Annotated in this window: 11 protein-coding genes and 1 pseudogene; 11 read left to right on the top strand and 1 reads right to left on the bottom strand. The window is 61.5% G+C overall.

Features of this window, described 5'->3' with window-relative positions:
• Positions 1-21 precede the first annotated feature (21 nt).
• The 11 genes and pseudogenes from pilM (at position 22) to ACLH0H_RS06890 (ending at position 14,858) form a co-directional block, all read left to right on the top strand.
• A complete protein-coding gene (gene pilM / locus ACLH0H_RS06940; protein WP_411382379.1) occupies positions 22-675 on the top strand; it encodes a type IV pilus assembly protein PilM in 654 nt (217 codons plus the stop codon).
• Positions 672-1,226 (top strand): PilN domain-containing protein, encoded by a 555-nt coding sequence (locus tag ACLH0H_RS06935; RefSeq protein WP_411381472.1) that lies wholly within the window; start codon positions 672-674, stop codon positions 1,224-1,226. Before pilM ends, ACLH0H_RS06935 begins: the two co-directional genes overlap by 4 nt.
• Complete coding sequence (locus ACLH0H_RS06930) at positions 1,223-2,194, top strand: pilus assembly protein PilP (protein ID WP_411381471.1); 972 nt, start codon at positions 1,223-1,225, stop codon at positions 2,192-2,194. Before ACLH0H_RS06935 ends, ACLH0H_RS06930 begins: the two co-directional genes overlap by 4 nt.
• A 138-nt stretch (positions 2,195-2,332) precedes the next feature.
• A pseudogene (locus ACLH0H_RS06925) lies at positions 2,333-3,598 on the top strand (type IV pilus secretin PilQ); the annotation flags it as partial.
• A 4-nt stretch (positions 3,599-3,602) separates the two neighbouring features.
• Positions 3,603-4,121: a shikimate kinase AroK gene (aroK, locus tag ACLH0H_RS06920; RefSeq protein ID WP_076951749.1), complete on the top strand. Its 519-nt coding sequence runs from the start codon at positions 3,603-3,605 to the stop codon at positions 4,119-4,121.
• Between the two features lie 125 nt (positions 4,122-4,246).
• Positions 4,247-5,347 (top strand): 3-dehydroquinate synthase, encoded by a 1,101-nt coding sequence (aroB, locus tag ACLH0H_RS06915; RefSeq protein ID WP_017738869.1) that lies wholly within the window; start codon positions 4,247-4,249, stop codon positions 5,345-5,347.
• Between the two features lie 10 nt (positions 5,348-5,357).
• Positions 5,358-6,911: an SPOR domain-containing protein gene (locus tag ACLH0H_RS06910; protein WP_411381470.1), complete on the top strand. Its 1,554-nt coding sequence runs from the start codon at positions 5,358-5,360 to the stop codon at positions 6,909-6,911.
• A 350-nt stretch (positions 6,912-7,261) separates the two neighbouring features.
• A complete protein-coding gene (gene gltB / locus ACLH0H_RS06905) occupies positions 7,262-11,707 on the top strand; it encodes a glutamate synthase large subunit (protein ID WP_411381469.1) in 4,446 nt (1,481 codons plus the stop codon).
• Positions 11,708-11,739: 32 nt separating this feature from the next.
• Entirely contained in the window at positions 11,740-13,158 is a 1,419-nt protein-coding gene (locus tag ACLH0H_RS06900) for an FAD-dependent oxidoreductase (RefSeq protein ID WP_411381468.1), read from the top strand.
• 245 nt (positions 13,159-13,403) lie between these two features.
• The gene (gene hemE / locus ACLH0H_RS06895) at positions 13,404-14,471 is read left to right on the top strand and encodes a uroporphyrinogen decarboxylase (protein WP_411381467.1); all 1,068 of its coding nucleotides are present in this window, start codon (positions 13,404-13,406) and stop codon (positions 14,469-14,471) included.
• A 135-nt stretch (positions 14,472-14,606) separates the two neighbouring features.
• The gene (locus ACLH0H_RS06890) at positions 14,607-14,858 is read left to right on the top strand and encodes a helix-turn-helix transcriptional regulator (RefSeq protein ID WP_169375921.1); all 252 of its coding nucleotides are present in this window, start codon (positions 14,607-14,609) and stop codon (positions 14,856-14,858) included.
• Between the two features lie 335 nt (positions 14,859-15,193).
• Here the strand turns inward: ACLH0H_RS06890 and ACLH0H_RS06885 are convergent, their stop codons facing one another.
• Complete coding sequence (locus ACLH0H_RS06885; RefSeq protein ID WP_411382378.1) at positions 15,194-16,420, bottom strand: MFS transporter; 1,227 nt, start codon at positions 16,418-16,420, stop codon at positions 15,194-15,196.
• Positions 16,421-16,513 lie beyond the last annotated feature (93 nt).

The following is a 16,513-nucleotide window of genomic DNA, read 5'->3' as shown; positions in this document are numbered from 1 at the left end:
GGCAAAGTTTTAGGGAGTTTTATGGGAAAGGGATTTTTCACCCGAAAAGTCGACAGCCTGCTGGGCGTCGACATCAATGACACCACAATCCGGATGGTCGAGCTCGGCTGTTCAGGCGGCGACTACACCATTGAGGGTTTCGTCACCCAGGCGCTGCCCAGCCACGCGGTGGTCGACGGCACGTTCTTCGATCTCGAAGGCGTAGGGCATGCGTTGCGCAGTGCCTTGGCGCGTTTTTCGACATCGGTCCGTGGCGCTGCCGCTGCAGTGGCCGGGCCGTCGGTGATCACGCGGATGATCGAGATGGAGGCGGGGCTCACTGATGATGAGATGACTTGGAGGATCCAGATGGAGGCAGACCAATATATTCCTTATCCGCTTGATGACGTGGCCATCGACTTTCAAGTGCGCGGGCCGACGGCGCTCGACCCCGGCCGTGTCGAGGTACTGCTCGCCGCGTGCCTGAAAGAACATGTGGAGGCCCGCGAGGCGGTTCTGGCGCTGGCCGGGCTGGTGCCGAAGGTAGTCGATGTCGAAGCGTTTGCATTGGCGCGCGCTTGCAGTCAGGATTTCGCCAGCTTCACGCCGAGCCATCGAGTCGATGGTGCACAATGGGCCGTGGATGCCCAGGGGATGGGAATTGCTTGCGGGTTGGCCCTGAGGAGTTTCGCTTGAAGACACGAATCAACCTATTGCCTTGGCGACAGGCCCTGGCAGAGCGGCGGCGCAAATACTTACTGGCGTGTTTGCTCGCATTCGTCAGCGCGGCGCTCGCGGCTGTGTGGCTGGCGGACCAGGTGATCGACAAGGCCATTGACCGGCAGGTGACCCGCAATGACCATCTGGGCAAGGATGTCAGCGGCCTTGATGCACGCATCAGGACCATCGACGACTTGCAGGAGCAAAGCCAGCAATTGGCGCAACGCATGAAAGTCGTGCAAGACCTGCACGATGCCCGCTCGTCCGGTGCGCAACTGTTGGATCAATTGGCGCGCGCGGTCCCCGACGGCGTCCACCTGCATGAAGTGGTCGCGAAGGGCGATACGGTGAGTATCAGTGGCAGCGCTGAATCCAGCCAGGATATCGCCCAGTTGATGCGCCGCCTGGAAGCCGCGCAAGGCCCCCATTCCACGCGGTTGCAACACGTGCAAACGGAGGGCGCGCGCGGCAACAATGAGTTCCAGTTGATGGTGCGTCAGGGAGAGTCTTCCGAGGCTCAACCATGAGCCTGTTGCCGAGGCTCAATTTTTCCGCGCTCACTCACAACGCTGCAAAATGGCCACTGCCTGGCAAAGTCCTGTTGGGCTGTGCGCTGGCTGGTCTGATGGGGGTGGTGGGTGAGCTTGTTTGCCTGGGCCCGTCGCGGCAGCGCTTGCACCAGGTCGAAGCGCAGGAAGTGGCCCTGCTGCAGCAAATCGCCCACAAGGCTGCTCTGGCGGCCGATCTTGAGGCGCGCAGCCGCCAGCTTGAGCTTATGCAGGCGAAGGCCGACGAGCTTTTACAGGCGTTGCCGGGCGAGTCCGAAATGCCTGGCTTGCTGGAAGACATTGCTCGCCTGGCTCTGGCCAATGGTCTGCTGGTCGAGAGCGTCACCCCGTTGGATGAACAACCCTTCGCGTTCTTCCACGAGCAGCCTGTGCGAGTTGGAGTCACAGGGGGTTATCACGACCTGGCGATGTTTCTCAGCAGTCTTGGCGGCCTGTCGCGAATCGCTACGGTGCATGATGTTGCCCTGCGGCGTGATGGCAAGCTGCAGCGCCTTGATCTGCTGGCCAAGACCTACTGGCATGCGCAGGGTGGCCGGCGGGGCGGACAGGTTGCGCAAGGGCAGCCTTTTGTCTACGACTCATCCGGGCTGCGTGATCCTTTTCAACTGCTTGCGGTTCAGGTCGACCACTTGCCGGGTCGCCCTGCCCGTGCGCCGGATCTCACTCGGCCGCGTGGAATCCTGGAAGGGCTTGCGCTGGATCAGTTCGAAATGGTCGGCACGCTGTCCCGCGGGCTGCAGGCGTTCGCCCTGCTGCGGGTCTCCTCCAGGGTGCATCGCCTGGCAATTGGCGATTACCTGGGGCCGGACCATGGCCGCATCACCGCCATCCATGAGCGCTCCATAGAACTGGTGGAGCTGTTTCCCGATGACCAGGGCGCGTGGCTGGAGCGTCCCCGCACACTGCTGTTAAACGTCAACTCATAACGGAATCAAACAATGAAAAGGACTTTTTCGTCCTTCGGTGTGGCGCTATGGATAGCGTTCACGGCACCGATGGCTGCTGCTGTGCCCAATCGTGTGGATCTGATCCAGTTGCCGCCCCCCGGCAACACCACGTTAAACGCCTACACGGGCGATAGGCTCAACCTCAACTTCCAAAGCATCGAGTTGCGCACCGCGTTGCAGCAAATTGCCGATGTGGCGGGCCTCAACCTGATCGCGAGCGACGATGTGCAGGGCTCGATCACCTTGCGCCTCAAGGATGTGCCCTGGGACCAGGCGCTGGACCTTGTGCTGCAGGCCAAGGGCCTGGATAAGCGCCTGAAGGCTGGCGTATTGCTGGTAGCCCCTGCCGAGGAACTGGCCGCACGCGAGCTGCTCACGCTGGAGTCGCGCAAGCAAATGGCGGAACTGGCGCCTTTGCGCCGGGAGCTGCTGCAGGTCAACTACGCCAAGGCGGCGGACCTGGCCAAGTTGTTCCAGTCGGTCACGGGCCTTGAAGGCGTAACCGATGAGCGTGGCTCGGTGGCAGTCGATGATCGCACCAACAACATCATTGCCTACCAGACCGGGGAGCGGCTGGAGGAGCTGCGTCGCATCGTGGCACAGCTGGATATTCCGGTGCGCCAGGTAATGATCGAGGCACGGATCGTCGAGGCCAATGTCGATTACGACAAAAGCCTGGGCGCACGCTGGGGTGGGCGCCTCAACCGGGGCAGCCGGGGCAACTGGGGCGCGGGCGGCATCGCGAAACCTCAGCCTGAAGGCGCTGAATCGCCGCAGAACCCACCCAGTTCACCCTTTGTGGACCTGGGCTCGTTGACCGGCACCTCGGGACTGGGTATCGCCTTTATTACCGACAACCTGCTGCTGGACCTGGAACTCACCGCCATGGAGAAAACCGGCAACGGTGAAATCGTCTCTCAACCCAAGGTGGTCACTTCCGACAAGGAAACCGCACGTATCCTCAAGGGCACCGAGATCCCCTACCAGGAATCCAGCTCCAGTGGCGCTACCTCGGTGTCGTTCAAGGAGGCCTCGTTGTCCCTGGAGGTCACCCCGCAAATCACACCTGACGACCGCGTGATCATGGAGGTCAAAGTGACCAAGGATGAGCCTGACTACCTGAACAAGCTCAACGATGTGCCGCCGATCAAGAAGAACGAGGTCAACGCCAAGGTATTGGTCAAGGACGGCGAGACCATCGTCATCGGCGGGGTTTTCTCCAATACCCAAAGCAAAGTGGTAGATAAAGTGCCATTTTTAGGCGATGTGCCGTATCTTGGCCGCCTTTTCCGGCGCGATGTGCTGGCGGAGAAAAAATCCGAGCTGCTGGTATTCCTGACTCCGCGTATTATGAATAACCAGGCGATTGCTGTGAGTCGTTGATTCTGTGCGAAATTTGATTCTTGTTGGACCGATGGGGGCTGGAAAAAGCACCATCGGCCGTTTGCTGGCCAAAGAGCTGCGCCTGCCATTCAAAGATTCCGACAAGGAAATTGAATTGCGCACGGGTGCCAATATCCCATGGATCTTCGATAAGGAAGGCGAACTGGGCTTTCGTGACCGCGAGCAGGCGATGATTGCCGAGCTGTGCGGCTGTGACGGCGTGGTATTGGCCACGGGCGGTGGCGCAGTGATGCGTGACGAGAACCGCCGCGCGCTGCATGCAGGTGGTCGCGTGGTCTACCTGCATGCGTCGGTCGAGCAGCAGGTGGGCCGCACCGCCCGCGATCGCAATCGCCCGTTGCTGCGCACGGCCAACCCGGAAAAAACCTTGCGGGATCTGCTTGCGCTGCGTGATCCGCTTTATCGTGAAATTGCCGATCTGGTGGTGGAAACCGATGAGCGGCCACCTCGGATGGTGGTTCTCGACATTCTAGAGCGCCTGCAGCGGCTGCAACCCCGTTAAAGCCTGGCCCAAAATGCGCTATTCTCGGCGGCGCGCTATTACCCTAAGGGGTATGGCGTAGAGCCATCAGGCAGCGTCGGAAGTCGACGTTACCGGTCGTCAATATATCTCTAACGCGGGGACACATGCAGACACTTAAGGTCGATCTAGGCGAGCGCAGCTACCCGATCCATATTGGCGAAGGTCTGCTGGACCAGCCGGAGTTGCTTGCCCCGCATATTGCCGGTCGGCAAGTGGCGATCATCTCCAACGAAACGGTCGCGCCGCTGTATCTGGAGCGTCTGAGCCGCAGCCTGGCGGCCTACTCGGTGATCTCGGTGATCCTGCCGGACGGCGAAGCTCATAAGAACTGGGAAACCCTGCAACTGATCTTTGATGGCCTGCTGACTGCGCGCCACGACCGCCGCACCACCGTGATCGCCCTGGGCGGCGGTGTGATCGGCGACATGGCCGGCTTCGCAGCCGCCTGCTACCAGCGCGGCGTGGATTTTATCCAGGTGCCGACCACCTTGCTGTCCCAGGTTGATTCGTCGGTGGGCGGCAAGACCGGTATCAACCACCCGCTGGGCAAGAACATGGTCGGTGCGTTCTACCAGCCTCAAGCCGTGCTGATCGACACCGCGACCCTCAACACCCTGCCACCGCGCGAGTTGTCGGCGGGCCTGGCGGAAGTCATCAAGTACGGGCTGATCTGCGACGAACCGTTCCTGGCCTGGCTCGAAGAACATGTGGACGCGCTGCGTAACCTTGACCAGGTGGCACTCACCGAAGCAATTTCGCGCTCCTGCGCCGCCAAGGCGCTGGTGGTGAATGCCGACGAACGGGAGTCCGGCGTGCGGGCTACCTTGAACCTGGGGCACACCTTCGGCCATGCGATCGAAACCCATATGGGCTATGGTGTGTGGTTGCATGGGGAGGCCGTAGCGGCTGGCACGGTGATGGCGTTGGAGATGTCGCAGCGCCTGGGCTGGATCAGTGCCCAGGAGCGAGATCGCGGCATCCGCCTGTTTCAGCGGGCCGGGTTGCCGGTCATCCCGCCGGAGGAGATGACTGAGGCGGACTTCCTCGAACATATGGCGATAGACAAGAAAGTGATCGACGGTCGACTGCGACTGGTACTGCTGCGCCACATGGGCGAAGCGGTGGTAACCGACGATTATCCGAAAGAGATTCTACAGGCCACGCTGGGAGCGGATTACCGCGCCCTGGCCCAGCTTAAAGGTTAACAAGACCCCAATGACTAGTTTGCATGCCGACGAGGCGTTCCTCGGCCATTACCAGTTAAGCCACGACCCCTTTGCTCCACGGGTGCCTGGTTTCAAATTTTTCCCGGCCCAGCGCAAGCCGGTGCTCGGCCAGTTGCACCACCTCGCGCGCTACAGCCAGTTGCTGCTGGTCGTGACCGGGCCGTTGGGCAGCGGCAAGACCCTGCTGCGCCAAGCGCTGGTGGCCAGTACCAACAAGCAGTCGGTGCAGAGCGTGGTGGTCTCGGCCCGTGGCGCCGGTGATGCGGCTGGCGTGTTGCGCCAGGTTGCGCAGGCGTTGGACGTGGCCACTGCCGAGCCGAATGCGATCCTCAAGCAGGTTGTGCAACTGGGCCTGACCGGCCAGGAAGTCTACCTGCTTGTGGATGACGCCGAGCAACTCGACGAGTCCGCCCTCGAAGCGCTGCTGGCGCTGGCGGCAGGCACTCCGGAAGGCCGTCCGCATGTATTCCTGTTTGGTGAGTCGTCGTTGATCGCCGAGCTGGAGCAAATCAGCGGTGACCAGGAGTTGTTCCACGTCATCGAGTTGCAGCCGTACGAAGAGGAAGAAACCCGCGAATACCTGGCTCAACGCCTGGAAGGCGCAGGGGCGGGTATCGAACTTTTCTCCGCTCAACAGATCTCTGATATTCACGAAAGCGCAGGCGGCTGGCCTGGCACCATCAATCAGGTTGCCCGCGATGCACTGATCGAAGCCATGATTGCCAGCCGCACCGCGGTCAAGCGTCCAAAGATGGGGTTCACCATGCCTAAGAAACACGTATTGGCCATTTCCGCCGTTGTGGTGGTGGCCGTCGCCGCTGCCTGGTTGATCCCCGGCCGCAGCAAGGCACCGACGACCGCCGGCGCGCCAACCGAACAGGCGCAGTTGCCACTGGGCAAGCCCACGCCAAACGTCGAATTCGCCAACTCCGGCCAGCCGACCAACCTGCCGATGGTCGGCCAGCCGGTCATGCGTGGCCCGCTCGCCGAAGAAGCCGGTGGTATCTCCGAAGGCGACGACGGCGTGCCAGTGGAAGGTTCCAGCGCTACACCGCCAACCGTGACCACTACCGCGCCGCCTGCTGGCGTCCCTGCGGGCACGCCAGCAGCACCCGTTGCGCCAGTCGCCAAGCCGACTCCGGCACCTACGGTCGCCACTGCCAAGCCTGCTGCACCCGTGGCAAAGCCAGCTCCAGCTCCGGCCGCCAAGGCTGCTGAAAAACCAGCCGCCACCGTTGCCAAGGCCGGCTCCGCTGGCAGCAGTTGGTACGCCAGCCAGCCAACCGGTAACTTCGTGGTGCAGATCCTTGGCACCAGCTCCGAAGCCAATGCCCAGGCGTTCGTGAAAGAGCAGGGCGGCGAGTACCGCTACTTCAAGAAAGTGCTCAACGGCAAGCCTCTCTACGTGATCACCTACGGCAACTTCGCAAGTCGTGCCGCAGCCGATTCCGCCATCAAGGCCTTGCCAGCGAAGGTTCAGGCTGGTAAACCTTGGCCTCGCACTGTTGCCAGCGTTCAACAAGAACTCGCAACTGCTCGCTGAAGATCCGGCGGCCTTACCCAGGCCGCCCTCCCGGCACCTCAAAAAAACTACAACAGCGTGCAGCCCTGAAGGCCGCGCGCTTTGTGGTGTCTGCGTCACGGTAGCTTTTGAGTCGTAGCGGTCAGAATTAAAAAAGTTTTGACTAGCACAGCATATCGCTTTAAACCTTTCATAAATGCGACATAGATTTGCGACATTTCGTCGCTAAATTTGTGAGCGTCTGTGTCGGTGTGTACAATGACCTCCCTTTTGCCCCCGCTAAGCCGGCGTACGTTCGGCGTGGAAGGTAACCGGTTGAATTGAAAAGAAATTTGCCTCGATATAAGAGGCAGCCTGGTGAGAAAGTGTCTATGAAAGCAGGTCTGTACCAACCCGATGAATTCAAGGATAACTGTGGTTTCGGCCTGATAGCCCACATGCAGGGCGAGCCCAGTCATACCCTTTTGCAAACGGCCATCGAAGCCCTGACCTGCATGACCCACCGCGGTGGGATCAACGCCGACGGCAAGACCGGCGACGGTTGCGGCTTGCTGATTCAAAAGCCCGACCAGTTCCTGCGCGCCATCGCCAAAGAGCATTTTGCGGTTGACCTGCCCAAGCAGTACGCCGTGGGTATGGTGTTTTTCAACCAGGACCCGGTCAAGGCAGAGGCCGCTCGCGAGCACATGAACCGCGAAATCCTGGCCGCCGGGCTGCAACTCGTCGGCTGGCGCAAAGTGCCCATCGACACCAGCGTACTCGGCCGCCTGGCCCTGGAGCGCCTGCCACAGATCGAACAAGTGTTCATCGCAGGCGACGGCCTGAGTGACCAGGACATGGCGATCAAGCTGTTCACCTCCCGCCGTCGTTCGTCGGTGTCCAATGCCGCCGACACCGAACACTACATCTGCAGCTTTTCCCATAAGACCATCATTTATAAAGGCCTGATGATGCCGGCGGACCTCACCGCCTTCTATCCGGACCTGAGCGATGAGCGCCTGCAAACCGCAATCTGCGTGTTCCACCAGCGCTTCTCCACCAACACCTTGCCGAAATGGCCGCTGGCCCAGCCATTCCGCTTCCTCGCCCACAACGGCGAGATCAACACCATTACCGGCAACCGCAACTGGGCCGTGGCCCGTCGCACCAAGTTCGCCAACGACCTGATGGACCTCGAAGAGCTCGGCCCGCTGGTCAACCGCGTCGGCTCCGACTCCTCGAGCATGGACAACATGCTCGAGCTGATGGTCACCGGCGGCATCGACCTGTTCCGTGGCGTGCGCATGATCATTCCGCCAGCGTGGCAGAACGTCGAAACCATGGACCCGGACCTGCGTGCGTTCTACGAGTACAACTCGATGCACATGGAACCCTGGGACGGCCCGGCCGGCGTGGTCATGACCGACGGTCGCTACGCCGTGTGCCTGCTCGACCGCAACGGCCTGCGCCCGGCGCGCTGGGTCACGACCACCAACGGTTTCATCACCCTGGCGTCGGAAATCGGTGTGTGGAACTACCAGCCTGAAGACGTCATCGCCAAAGGCCGCGTGGGCCCTGGGCAGATCCTCGCCGTGGACACCGAAACCGGGCAGATCCTCGACACCGACGCCATCGACAACCGCCTGAAGTCGCGTCACCCGTACAAGCAATGGCTGCGCAAGAACGCCCTGCGCATCCAGGCGACCATGGAAGACAACGACCACGGTTCGGCTTTCTACGACGTCGACCAGCTCAAGCAGTACATGAAGATGTACCAGGTCACGTTCGAAGAGCGCGACCAGGTGCTGCGTCCACTCGGCGAGCAAGGCTACGAGGCGGTCGGCTCCATGGGCGATGACACGCCCATGGCCGTGCTGTCCCAGCGCGTGCGCACGCCGTACGACTATTTCCGCCAGCAGTTCGCCCAGGTGACCAACCCGCCGATCGACCCGCTGCGCGAAGCCATCGTGATGTCGTTGGAAGTGTGCCTCGGTGCCGAGCGCAACATCTTCCAGGAATCGCCTGAGCACGCTTCTCGCGTGATCCTCAGCTCGCCGGTCATTTCCCCGGCCAAGTGGCGTTCGTTGATGACCCTGGAGCGTCCAGGTTTCGACCGGCAGATCATCGACCTGAACTACGACGAGAGCCTCGGCCTTGAAGCCGCTGTGCGCAACGTCGCCGACCAGGCCGAAGAAGCCGTGCGCGCCGGTCGTACCCAGATCGTGCTGACCGACCGCCACATTGCCCCCGGCAAGCTGCCGATCCATGCCTCGCTGGCGACCGGCGCGGTGCACCACCGCCTCACCGAAAAAGGCCTGCGTTGCGACTCCAACATCCTCGTGGAAACCGCCACGGCCCGCGACCCGCATCACTTCGCGGTGCTGATCGGTTTCGGCGCCTCGGCGGTCTATCCGTTCCTGGCCTACGAAGTGCTGGGTGACCTGATCCGTACCGGTGAAGTTCTGGGCGACCTCTACGAGGTGTTCAAAAACTACCGCAAGGGCATCACCAAGGGCTTGCTCAAGATCCTGTCGAAGATGGGCATCTCCACCGTTACGTCGTATCGCGGCGCTCAATTGTTCGAAGCCATCGGCCTGTCCGAAGAAGTTTGCGATTTGAGCTTTCGTGGCGTGCCAAGCCGCATCAAGGGCGCGCGTTTCGTCGACATCGAAGCCGAGCAGAAAGCCCTGGCGGCCGAAGCCTGGAGCGCGCGCAAGCCGATCCAGCAAGGCGGCCTGCTCAAGTTCGTGCACGGTGGCGAATACCACGCCTACAACCCGGACGTGGTCAGCACCCTGCAAGCCGCCGTGCAGCAGGGCGACTACGCCAAGTTCAAGCTCTACACCGCGCTGGTGGATAACCGCCCGGTGTCGATGATCCGCGACCTGTTCAAGGTGAAAACCCTGGACACACCGTTGGCGATCAGCGAAATCGAGCCGCTGGAGTCGATCCTCAAGCGCTTCGACTCTGCCGGTATCTCCCTGGGCGCCTTGTCGCCCGAGGCTCACGAAGCCCTGGCCGAAGCCATGAACCGCCTGGGTGCGCGTTCCAATTCCGGCGAAGGCGGCGAAGACCCGGCGCGCTACGGCACTATCAAGAGCTCGAAAATCAAGCAGGTCGCGACGGGCCGTTTCGGTGTGACCCCGGAATACCTGGTCAACGCCGAAGTACTGCAGATCAAGGTAGCCCAGGGCGCCAAGCCCGGTGAAGGCGGCCAGTTGCCAGGCGGCAAGGTCAACGGTCTGATCGCCAAGCTGCGTTATGCGGTGCCGGGCGTGACCCTGATTTCGCCGCCGCCGCACCACGACATTTATTCGATCGAAGACTTGTCGCAGCTGATTTTCGACCTCAAGCAAGTCAACCCGCAGGCCCTGGTCTCGGTGAAACTGGTGGCGGAAGCCGGCGTGGGCACCATCGCTGCCGGTGTGGCCAAGGCCTATGCCGACCTGATCACCATCTCCGGCTACGACGGCGGTACCGGCGCCTCGCCGCTGACCTCCATCAAATACGCCGGCGCACCGTGGGAACTGGGCCTGGCCGAAACTCACCAGACCCTGCGCGGCAACGACCTGCGCGGCAAGGTCCGGGTGCAGACCGACGGCGGCCTGAAAACCGGCCTCGACGTGATCAAGGCCGCGATCCTCGGCGCCGAAAGCTTCGGCTTCGGCACCGCGCCTATGATCGCCCTGGGCTGCAAATACTTGCGCATCTGCCACCTGAACAACTGCGCCACCGGCGTCGCCACTCAGAACGAAAAGCTGCGCAAGGATCACTACATCGGCACCGTCGACATGGTGGTGAACTTCTTCACCTACGTCGCCGAAGAGACCCGTGAGTGGCTGGCCAAGTTGGGGGTGCGTTCGTTGGAAGAGCTGATCGGCCGCACCGATCTGCTGGAAATCCTCGAGGGCCAGACCGCCAAGCAGCATCACCTGGACCTGACGCCGCTGTTGGGCAGCGATCACATCCCGGCCGACAAGCCGCAGTTCTGCCAGGTGGACCGCAACCCGCCGTTCGACAAAGGCTTGCTGGCCGAGAAGATGGTGGACATCGCAGGTTCGTCGATCAACGACGCCAGCGGTGGCGAATTCGCCCTGGATATCTGCAACTGCGACCGTTCCATCGGCGCCCGCGTCTCCGGCGAAATTGCGCGCAAGCACGGCAACCAGGGCATGGCGAAAGCACCGATCACCTTCCGCTTCAAGGGCACTGCGGGCCAGAGCTTTGGCGTGTGGAACGCCGGTGGCCTGCACATGTATCTCGAAGGCGACGCCAACGACTACGTGGGCAAAGGCATGACCGGCGGCAAGCTGGTGATCGTTCCGCCTAAAGGCAGCGTCTACAAGACCCAGGACAGCGCCATTATCGGCAACACCTGCTTGTACGGCGCCACCGGTGGCAAACTGTTCGCCGCCGGCACTGCCGGTGAGCGTTTCGCCGTGCGTAACTCCGGTGCCCACACCGTGGTGGAAGGCACTGGCGATCACTGCTGCGAGTACATGACCGGTGGTTTTGTCGCGGTACTGGGCAAGACCGGTTACAACTTCGGTTCGGGCATGACCGGCGGTTTCGCCTACGTGCTCGATCAGGACAACACCTTCGTCGACAAGGTCAACCACGAGTTGGTCGAGATCCAGCGGATCAGCGGCGAAGCCATGGAATCCTACCGCAACCACTTGCAGCATGTGCTGGACGAGTACGTCGAGGAAACCGGCAGCGAATGGGGGCGTAACCTCGCCGAGAACCTGGATGATTACCTGCGTCGTTTCTGGCTGGTCAAGCCCAAGGCGGCCAACCTGAAATCGTTGCTTTCCAGCATCCGTGCCAACCCGCAGTGATATGCGCCTGAAGAGTTTGATGAGGTTTTAACATGGCTGAACGTCTGAATAACGACTTCCAGTTCATCGATGTCGGGCGCAAAGATCCGAAGAAGAAACTGTTGCGTCAACGCAAGAAAGAGTTCGTGGAAATCTACGAACCCTTCAAACCCCAGCACTCGGCCGACCAGGCCCACCGCTGCCTGGGGTGCGGTAACCCGTATTGCGAATGGAAGTGCCCGGTGCACAACTTCATTCCCAACTGGCTGAAGCTGGTGGCCGAGGGCAACATCCTCGCCGCCGCCGAGCTGTCGCACCAGACCAACACCCTGCCGGAAGTCTGCGGCCGGGTGTGTCCGCAGGATCGCCTGTGCGAGGGTGCGTGCACCCTTAACGACGGCTTCGGCGCGGTGACCATCGGTTCGGTGGAGAAGTACATCACCGACACCGCGTTCGCCATGGGCTGGCGTCCGGACATGTCCAAGGTCAAGCCGACCGGCAAGCGCGTCGCCATCATCGGTGCGGGCCCTGCCGGCCTGGGCTGTGCCGATGTACTGGTGCGCGGCGGCGTGAACCCGGTGGTGTTCGACAAGAACCCGGAAATCGGTGGCCTGCTGACCTTCGGCATTCCTGAGTTCAAGCTGGAAAAAACCGTACTGAGCAACCGTCGCGAAGTGTTTACCGGCATGGGTATCGAGTTCCGCCTCAATACCGAAATCGGCAAAGACATCACCATGGAACAACTGCTCGCCGAATACGACGCTGTGTTCATGGGCATGGGTACCTACACGTATATGAAGGGCGGCTTTGCCGGTGAGGACCTGCCGGGTGTGTACGACGCTTTGGATTTCCTGATCGCCAACGTCAACCGCAACCTGGGCTTTGAAAAGTCGCCGGAAGATTTCGTCGACATGAAAGGCAAGAAAGTCGTGGTGCTCGGCGGTGGCGACACCGCGATGGACTGCAACCGCACGTCGATCCGCCAGGGCGCCAAGTCGGTGACCTGTGCGTACCGTCGTGACGAAGCCAACATGCCCGGCTCGCGCAAAGAGGTGAAGAACGCCAAGGAAGAAGGCGTGAAATTCCTCTACAACCGCCAGCCGATCGCCATTGTCGGTGAAGACCGCGTCGAAGGCGTGAAGGTGGTCGAGACCCGTCTCGGCGAACCGGACGCCCGCGGCCGTCGCAGCCCCGAGCCGATCCCGGGCTCCGAAGAGATCATCCCGGCCGACGCCGTGGTCATCGCCTTCGGTTTCCGTCCAAGCCCGGCGCCGTGGTTCGAGCAGTTCCAGATCCAGACCGACAGCCAGGGCCGCGTCGTCGCCCCGGAACAAGGCCAGTACAAGCACCAGACCAGCAACCCGAAGATCTTCGCCGGTGGCGATATGGTGCGCGGTTCTGACCTGGTGGTAACGGCGATCTTCGAAGGCCGCAATGCCGCCGAAGGGATCCTGGACTACCTGCAAGTCTGACCACCCCGATCCCGACCTGAAATGGGATCAAAATGTGGGAGCGGGCTTGCTCGCGAAGGCGGTATATCAGTCACTAGATGCGTTGACTGACCCACCGCCTTCGCGAGCAAGCCCGCTCCCACATTTGTATTGCACTGCTTTCAAAGCCGCGACAAATTGACCCGATAGACAAAAGGCACGGCTCACTCCGTGCCTTTTGCGTCGCGCTCTGAGAAAATGCCCGCACTTTTTTTGCGGATGCCGACATGACTGCCCTCAAGAACGACCGTTTCCTGCGTGCCCTGCTCAAGCAACCCGTGGACGTCACCCCCGTGTGGATGATGCGCCAGGCCGGTCGCTACCTGCCGGAATACCGCGCCAGCCGCGCCCACGCCGGCGACTTCATGAGCCTGTGCATGAACCCGGAGTTCGCCTGCGAAGTCACCCTGCAGCCGCTGGACCGCTACCCGCAACTGGACGCGGCCATCCTCTTCTCCGATATCCTCACCATCCCTGATGCCATGGGCCAAGGCCTGTACTTCGAAACCGGCGAAGGCCCGCGTTTCAAGAAAGTCGTCAGCACCCTGGCCGACATCGAAGCCCTGCCTATCCCGGACCCGCACAAAGACCTCGGTTACGTGATGGACGCCGTGAGCACCATCCGCCGTGAACTCAATGGCCGCGTACCGCTGATCGGTTTCTCCGGCAGCCCCTGGACCCTGGCCACCTACATGGTTGAAGGCGGTTCGTCGAAAGACTTCCGCAAGACCAAGGCCATGCTCTACGACAATCCGCAAGCCATGCACCTGCTGCTGGATAAGCTGGCGCAGTCGGTCACCTCGTACCTCAATGGCCAGATCATGGCCGGCGCGCAAGCGGTGCAGATCTTCGACACCTGGGGCGGCAACCTCTCGGCGGCGGCGTACCAGGAATTCTCCCTGGCCTACATGCGCAAGATCGTCAGCGGCCTGATCCGTGAACACGAAGGCCGCAAGGTCCCGGTGATCCTGTTTACCAAGGGCGGCGGCCTGTGGCTGGAAAGCATCGCCGACGCCGGTGCTGACGCACTGGGCCTGGACTGGACCTGCGACATCGGCCAAGCCCGCCAGCGCGTCGGCAACCGCGTTGCACTGCAGGGCAACATGGACCCGACCGTGCTGTACGCCAAGCCGGAAGCGATCCGCACCGAAGTCGGGCGCATCCTCGCCAGCTACGGCAAGGGCACCGGGCACGTGTTCAACCTCGGCCATGGCATCACCCCGGAAGTGAACCCGGAACACGCCGGCGCGTTCCTGCGCGCGGTGCATGAGTTGTCGGCGCAGTATCACGAGTGATCGGCGCGCAATAGAAAACGCTCGGGTTATACCGGGCGTTTTTGTTTGGTACCGACGGACATAAGGCATTCGCAATGTCCGTTATTACGGACATACTGGCGTTTTTAATCATTAAAGTCCGTTATGGGTGACATTATGTTGCTGGCCAATCCACCCGAGTTGGGTGACAGAATACGACAGCTGCGTCGCGCCAAAGGCTATAGCCAGGCGCAACTGGCGGAGCGGGCCAAGTGCAACCGCAAGACCATAATGGATCTTGAAGCAGGTGAAAACGTCGCGATGTACACCGTGTTCCGGGTAATTTCTGCGCTGGGAATGGCCCTGGACGTTGTCGATAAACGCATCGATCTCAAGTCCCTGGCCGATCTGGTGGAGCATGATGAGTAGAGTCAAATTACTCAACGTCGTCACCCCCCATGGACATTCAGGCGAACTGTCCAAGGGCTCGCAGCCCAATGCGGGGCAAGCCCTAATGCCGTTCAGTTAAGGCCTTTGTAGGAGCGAGCTTGCTCGCGAAGAACTCACAGGCGCCGCATTTATCCAGGACGCACGCGTTATCGTTGACGTTTTTCGCGAGCAAGCTCGCTCCTACAGAGGGCGATGTTTCCCTTAACTGACTGGCATTAGGGCAAGCCCAATGACTCGGTCGTCACTGGAATGAAGCGAAAGCCGGTTGCAAAAAAACCGCTGTAAAGCGGTTTTTCCTGGGCGGTACTGGTACCTCAAGTCGCTGCTTGCCCCAACGGCGGCAACTTCGCCAACCTCAACGCCACCAGCAACGCGCCAATCAACAACGCCACGATAAACGCCCCAATCCCGTTCCACCCGCCGAAGTGCCAGAAGAACCCGCCCGCCGTCCCGGCAATGCTCGATCCTGCGTAATAGCAGAACAGGTACAACGACGACGCCTGCCCCTTGGCTTTCACCGCGCGGCGGCCGATCCAGCTGCTGGCCACCGAATGGGCGCCGAAGAAGCCGAAGGTGAAGACCAGCATGCCCGGCACCACCAGCCAAAGCGGGGTGAACAGGGTCAGGGCCATGCCGGCGAGCATCAGCGCGATAGTGGCCCAGAGCACGCGGCGGCGGCCCAGGCGGTCGGCCAGGGCGCCGATCTTCGCCGAGCTGTAGATGCCCGAGAGGTACACCAGCGACAGCAGGCCAACCACGGCTTGGCTGAGGTCATAAGGATCGGCCAGCAGGCGGTAGCCGATGTAGTTGAACAGGGTCACGAACGCGCCCATCAGCAGGAAGGCTTCGAGGAACAACCACGGCAGGCCCGCGTCCTTGAAGTGCATGACAAAGCCGTCCAGCAGGCTGCGCGGCTTGAGGCTGGTGGCGCGGAAGTTGCGCGACTGGGGCAGGATTTTCCAGAACACCGTGGCGGCGACCAGCGCCAGGGCGCCGATGATCAGCATTGCGGTGTGCCAGCTGACGAAGTCGATCAGCACGCCGATGATCAGGCGTCCACTCATGCCGCCAATCGCGTTGCCTCCTATGTAGAGGCCCATGGCCAGGCCGATGTGCTGCGGGTGAATCTCTTCGCTCAAGTAGGTCATGGCCACGGCGGCCAGCCCGCTCAGCGACAGGCCCACCAGCGCACGCATCAGCAGGATGCCTTCCCAATTGGGCATCAAGCCGCTGGCGATGGTCGCCAGTGCCGCGCAGAACAGTGCGCAGACCATCACCGGCTTGCGTCCCAGCCGGTCGGAAATCGGCCCGGTGATCAGCAAGCCGAACGCGAGCATCGCGGTAGCCACAGACAGGATCAGGCTGCTCTGCGCCGCATTGATGGAAAATTCATGGGACAAGGCCGGCATCATCGGCTGTACGCAATACAGCAGGGCGAAGGTGGCAAAACCGCCGCAGAACAGCGCCAGCACCGTGCGCATGAACATCGGCGTGCCTTTTTCGATGTACGCGTCATTGAGCTGGGCCACCACTTCATCCAGAGCGGTGGGTGGGCGTTCTTGAGCGAGTGGAGCGACAGCAACTTTCACGGGGACCTCGGGGCGCACGAGCGTGCCAGGAGCGGCAATGAGAAA

It is taken from the genome of Pseudomonas sp. MPB26 (assembly GCF_046605355.1).
Taxonomy (GTDB): Bacteria; Pseudomonadota; Gammaproteobacteria; order Pseudomonadales; family Pseudomonadaceae; genus Aquipseudomonas; species Aquipseudomonas cedrina.
This window is presented reverse-complemented; position numbering and strand designations above follow the sequence as displayed.

Excerpts from the sequence above, each read along its gene's own strand:
- pilM (WP_411382379.1), top strand. The coding sequence starts at position 22 with ATGGGAAAGGGATTTTTCACCCGAAAAGTCGACAGCCTGCTGGGCGTC.
- ACLH0H_RS06930 (WP_411381471.1), top strand. The coding sequence starts at position 1,223 with ATGAGCCTGTTGCCGAGGCTCAATTTTTCCGCGCTCACTCACAACGCT.
- aroB (WP_017738869.1), top strand. The coding sequence starts at position 4,247 with ATGCAGACACTTAAGGTCGATCTAGGCGAGCGCAGCTACCCGATCCAT.
- ACLH0H_RS06910 (WP_411381470.1), top strand. The coding sequence starts at position 5,358 with ATGACTAGTTTGCATGCCGACGAGGCGTTCCTCGGCCATTACCAGTTA.
- gltB (WP_411381469.1), top strand. The coding sequence starts at position 7,262 with ATGAAAGCAGGTCTGTACCAACCCGATGAATTCAAGGATAACTGTGGT.
- ACLH0H_RS06900 (WP_411381468.1), top strand. The coding sequence starts at position 11,740 with ATGGCTGAACGTCTGAATAACGACTTCCAGTTCATCGATGTCGGGCGC.
- hemE (WP_411381467.1), top strand. The coding sequence starts at position 13,404 with ATGACTGCCCTCAAGAACGACCGTTTCCTGCGTGCCCTGCTCAAGCAA.
- ACLH0H_RS06890 (WP_169375921.1), top strand. The coding sequence starts at position 14,607 with ATGTTGCTGGCCAATCCACCCGAGTTGGGTGACAGAATACGACAGCTG.